Genomic DNA, 4,389 nt, shown 5'->3' with positions numbered 1-4,389 from the left:
CAGTCCGCACAACCCCAAGTCGCTCAGCCTGAGGACTCACTGCCAGACCTCCGGGTGGTCCCTGACGGCGCAGGACGTCTTCAACAACGTCGGCCGCACCTGCATCGAGGCGATGGCCGCGACCCAGGGGCACACCCAGTCGCTGCACACCAACGCCCTCGACGAGGCGATCGCGCTGCCCACCGACTTCTCGGCCCGTATCGCCCGCAACACCCAGCTGCTGCTCCAGCAGGAGTCGCGGACCACCGAGATCATCGACCCGTGGGCCGGCTCCTACTACGTCGAGCGGCTCACCCACGACCTCGCCGAGCGGGCGTGGGCGCACATCCTCGAGGCCGAGCGCGCCGGCGGCATGGCCAAGGCGATCGAGCTGGGCATCCCGAAGATGCGCATCGAAGAGGCGGCTGCCCGCACCCAGGCCCGCATCGACGCCGGCTCGCAGAAGGTGATCGGCGTCAACACGTTCCGCCTCCCCGTGGAGGACAAGCTCGACGTGCTCCGCGTCGACAACGACGACGTCTACCGCCAGCAGATCGCCAAGCTGGAGCGGCTGCGCGCAGAGCGCAACGACGACGACGTACGCCGCACGCTGGACGCACTCACCAGGTCGGCCGAGGCCGGCGCGGTCGGTGGCGGCTCGCTCGAGGGCAACCTGCTCGCGCTCGCGGTCGACGCGGCACACGCCAAGGCCACCGTCGGCGAGATCTCGGACGCGCTCGAGAAGGTCTACGGCCGACACCAGGCCGTGATCCGTACGATCAGCGGCGTGTATCGCGACGAGGCCGACATGGCGGACAATGGGGCTGCCAACGGCAAGGTCGCCCAGGTGCTCGCGGCCACCGACGAGTTCGAGGCGCAGGAGGGTCGCCGACCGCGCATCCTGGTCGCCAAGATGGGCCAGGACGGCCACGACCGTGGCCAGAAGGTCGTCGTCACGGCGTTCGCGGACCTGGGCTTCGACGTCGACGTCGGCCCGCTGTTCTCCACGCCCGAGGAGGTCGCCCAGCAGGCGATCGACGCCGACGTCCACATCGTGGGGGTCTCCTCGCTGGCGGCCGGACACCTGACGCTGCTGCCGGCGCTCAGGCAGGCGCTCGCCGACCAGGGCCGCCCGGACATCATGATCGTCATCGGCGGCGTGATCCCGCCCGATGACGTGCAGACGCTCAAGGACATGGGTGCCGCCGCGGTGTTCCTGCCGGGCACGGTGATCGCCGACTCGGCGCTCGACCTGCTGGCGCGACTCCGTGACGCCTGACGTCCCCGCGCTGGTCGAGGGCGTCCGCGCCGGCCAGCGGGCCGCCGTCTCGCGGGCGATCACGCTCGTCGAGTCGTCCAGGCCGGAGCACCGGGTCCTGGCGCGCGGGCTGCTGGCATCGCTGGCAGATCCGAGCACCGCGATCCGGGTCGGCATCTCCGGCGTCCCCGGCGTCGGCAAGTCCACCTTCATCGAGGCCCTCGGCTCGCGGCTGACCGCCGCCGGACATCGGGTGGGCGTGCTCGCGGTCGACCCGTCGTCGGTGCGCACGGGAGGTTCCGTGCTCGGGGACAAGACCCGGATGGCGCGACTGTCCGTGGACCCCAACGCCTTCATCCGTCCTTCGCCGTCGGCCGGCACCCTCGGTGGGGTCGCTCGCGCGACGACGCAGGCGATGCTCGTGCTCGAGGCGGCCGGCTACGACGTGGTGCTCGTCGAGACGGTGGGCGTCGGCCAGTCCGAGGTGACGGTCGCCGGCATGGTCGACACCTTCTGTTTCCTTACCCTCGCCCGCACCGGCGACCAGCTGCAGGGCATCAAGAAGGGCATCCTCGAGATCGCCGACGTCATCACGGTCAACAAGGCCGACGGTGATCGCGAGCAGGAGGCCCGCGGAGCCGCCCGCGAGCTCGCCGGCGCACTCCGCCTGGTCCGCGGACGTGGCGAATGGGCTCCGCCCGTCGTGACGTGTTCGGCTCTCAACGACGTGGGGGTCGACGAGGTATGGGCGCGCGTGCTGGCCCATCGCGAGCACCTCGGCACCGACGGCCTGGCCCGCAAACGGGCCGGTCAGCAGCTCGACTTCACCTGGGCGCTGGTGCGCGACGAGCTCGACCAGCGCCTGCGCCGGTCACCGGGCGTGGCGGCGATCCGCGACGAGATCCGCGCGGCCGTGCTGTCGGGCGAGCTGGCCGCCCCGATGGCGGCCGACCGGATCCTCGCGGCGTACGACTCCTGAGCATTCGGTGAGGGTCGGCGTCGCCTCAACTACGCTGGGCAGATCATGTCCGACACCCCCGCAGGCGAATCTCCGACGACGCTCATCGCCACCGTCATCGAGAAGTACGCCGACCAGCTCATCGACTTCCGCCGCGACCTGCATGCCCATCCGGAGCTGGCGTGGACCGAGGCGCGCACGACGGGGAAGGTGATCGACGCCCTCGCCGGCACCGACTGGGAGGTCACCGAGATCGCCGGCGGCGGTCTCATCGCAGAGATCGGGACGGGCGAGCGGCGGGTCGCGCTGCGAGCCGACCTCGACGCCCTGCCGGTCGAGGACCTCACCAAGGACCCGTGGGCCAGCACGATTCCCGGTGTGGCCCACGCCTGCGGCCACGACGTGCACACCGCCGCGCTGGTGGGGGCGGCGCTGGCCATCAACGAGGTGCAGGCGAGCGGGCTCCTGCACGGGCGGGTGCGCCTGCTCTTCCAGCCGGCCGAGGAGATCATGCCCGGGGGAGCGCTGCACCTGATCCAGGCCGGCGTGCTCGATGACGTGCACCAGGTCTTCGGCCTGCACTGCGACCCCAGCCTCGACGTCGGTCGACTCGGTCTGCGTGAGGGGCCGCTGACCGGCGCTGCGGACTCGCTGTTCGTCCGGCTCGGCGGCAAGGGCGGGCACACGAGTCGCCCCCACCTCACCGAGGACCTCACCTTCGCGCTCGGCAAGCTGATCACCGAGCTGCCGGCCATCCTCAGTCGTCGCCTCGACCCGCGCGCCGGTGTCAGCGTCGTGTGGGGCATGGTGCAGGCCGGCGCCGCCGCCAACGTGATCCCTGGTCGTGGCACGCTCGCCGGCACCGTGCGGATGCTCGACGCGGTCGCGTGGGCCGACGCCGAGCACCTCGTCCGCACCTTGGTGGGCCAGATCGTGGCGCCGTACGGTGTCTCCGCCGAGGTCACCTATCAGCGCGGCGTGCCGCCCGTCGTCAACGACGTGGCGGCGACGGCGATCCTCGCCGGCGCGGTGGAGCGGGTGCTCGGCTACCACGGACACGTCTCCACGACCCAGAGTCTCGGCGGCGAGGACTTCGGGTGGTACCTCGACCGGATCCCCGGTTCGATGGCCAGGCTCGGCACCCGCACACCGGGCGGGCCGACCTATGACCTCCACCAGGGCAATCTTCGCGTCGACGAGCGCGCGACCTGCATCGGCGCCCGCGTGCTCGCCGAGGCCGCCGTCGCTGCACTGACCGGCTGACCGGCTGACCGGTCGGCGCTGCGCTACTCCTTCTGGTACGGCACGCCGTCGGCCGCGGGGGGCCGCGAACGGCCGACCAGGCCGGCGACCGCGAAGATCGTGATGACGTAGGGCAGCATCAGCATGAACTGGCTGGGCACCGGGGACCCGAGCACCGCCAGCACGCCCTGGAGGTTGGAGGCGAACCCGAACAGCAGGGCGGCCAGCGTCGCGCGGACCGGGTCCCACTTCCCGAAGATGACCGCGGCCAGGGCGATGTAGCCGGCGCCGCCGGTCATCTCGCGGTTGAACTGCGGCACCGAGACGAGGGTGAAGAACGCGCCACCCATGCCGGCGATCGCACCGGCCAGCACGATGGTGCGGTAGCGGGTGAGATTGACCTTGATGCCGACGGTGTCCGCCGCCAGGGGGTGCTCGCCCACGGCACGCACCCGGAGTCCCCACCGGGTGCGGTAGAGGGCGAACGTCACGAGCGCCACCGCGATGTAGAGCAGGTAGACGATCATGGTCTGGCGGAAGAAGATCGGCCCGATCAGCGGCACGTCGCCCAGCAGGGGGATGGGCACGCGCGGGAAGCGCGGGGGCGAGTTGAGGGTGGCGGCGTTGGGGGCCAGCACCTGGCTGAACATGAAGCTGGTCAGGCCGATGACGAGCACGTTGAGCACCACCCCGACGATCACCTGGTCGACGAGGTAGGTGATGGCGAAGACACCCAGCACGAGCGCCACCAGGGCTCCCGCGAACATGGCCGCGACCAGGCCGGCCCACGGCGAGCCGGTGGAGGAGCCGATGATCGCCGCGGCGAACGCGCCGAGGAGCAGCTGGCCGTCGATCGCGATGTTGACGACACCGGCCCGCTCGCCGAGGACGCCGCCGAGGGCGCCGAAGACGAGGGGTACGGCGAGTGCGAGCGAGCCCGCCAGCAGGCCGA

4 protein-coding genes are annotated in these 4,389 nt (G+C 71.5%); 3 read left to right on the top strand and 1 reads right to left on the bottom strand.

Features of this window, described 5'->3' with window-relative positions; all coding sequences use genetic code 11:
* From RMO85_RS18490 to RMO85_RS18480, 3 genes are all read left to right on the top strand, one after another.
* Window positions 1-1,258: methylmalonyl-CoA mutase family protein (locus RMO85_RS18490; RefSeq protein ID WP_310530189.1), on the top strand; the 1,258-nt coding region annotated here is incomplete at its 5' end.
* A complete protein-coding gene (meaB, locus tag RMO85_RS18485) occupies window positions 1,248-2,216 on the top strand; it encodes a methylmalonyl Co-A mutase-associated GTPase MeaB (RefSeq protein WP_310530188.1) in 969 nt (322 codons plus the stop codon). The genes RMO85_RS18490 and meaB, both read left to right, overlap by 11 nt.
* Before the next feature lie 45 nt (window positions 2,217-2,261).
* Entirely contained in the window at window positions 2,262-3,458 is a 1,197-nt protein-coding gene (locus tag RMO85_RS18480; protein ID WP_310530187.1) for an amidohydrolase, read from the top strand.
* A 23-nt stretch (window positions 3,459-3,481) separates the two neighbouring features.
* Here the strand turns inward: RMO85_RS18480 and RMO85_RS18475 are convergent.
* Window positions 3,482-4,389 (bottom strand): ABC transporter permease (locus tag RMO85_RS18475; protein ID WP_310530186.1); only part of this gene is annotated, 908 nt, incomplete at its 5' end.

It is taken from the genome of Nocardioides sp. (assembly GCF_031422975.1).
Classification (GTDB): domain Bacteria; phylum Actinomycetota; class Actinomycetes; order Propionibacteriales; family Nocardioidaceae; genus Nocardioides.
Note: the sequence above shows the minus strand (reverse complement) of the source record. Positions and strands in the feature narration are given on the sequence as shown.

What these genes read in the sequence shown, in the direction of transcription:
- RMO85_RS18480 (WP_310530187.1), top strand. Translation starts at nt 2,262, where the DNA reads ATGTCCGACACCCCCGCAGGCGAATCTCCGACGACGCTCATCGCCACC.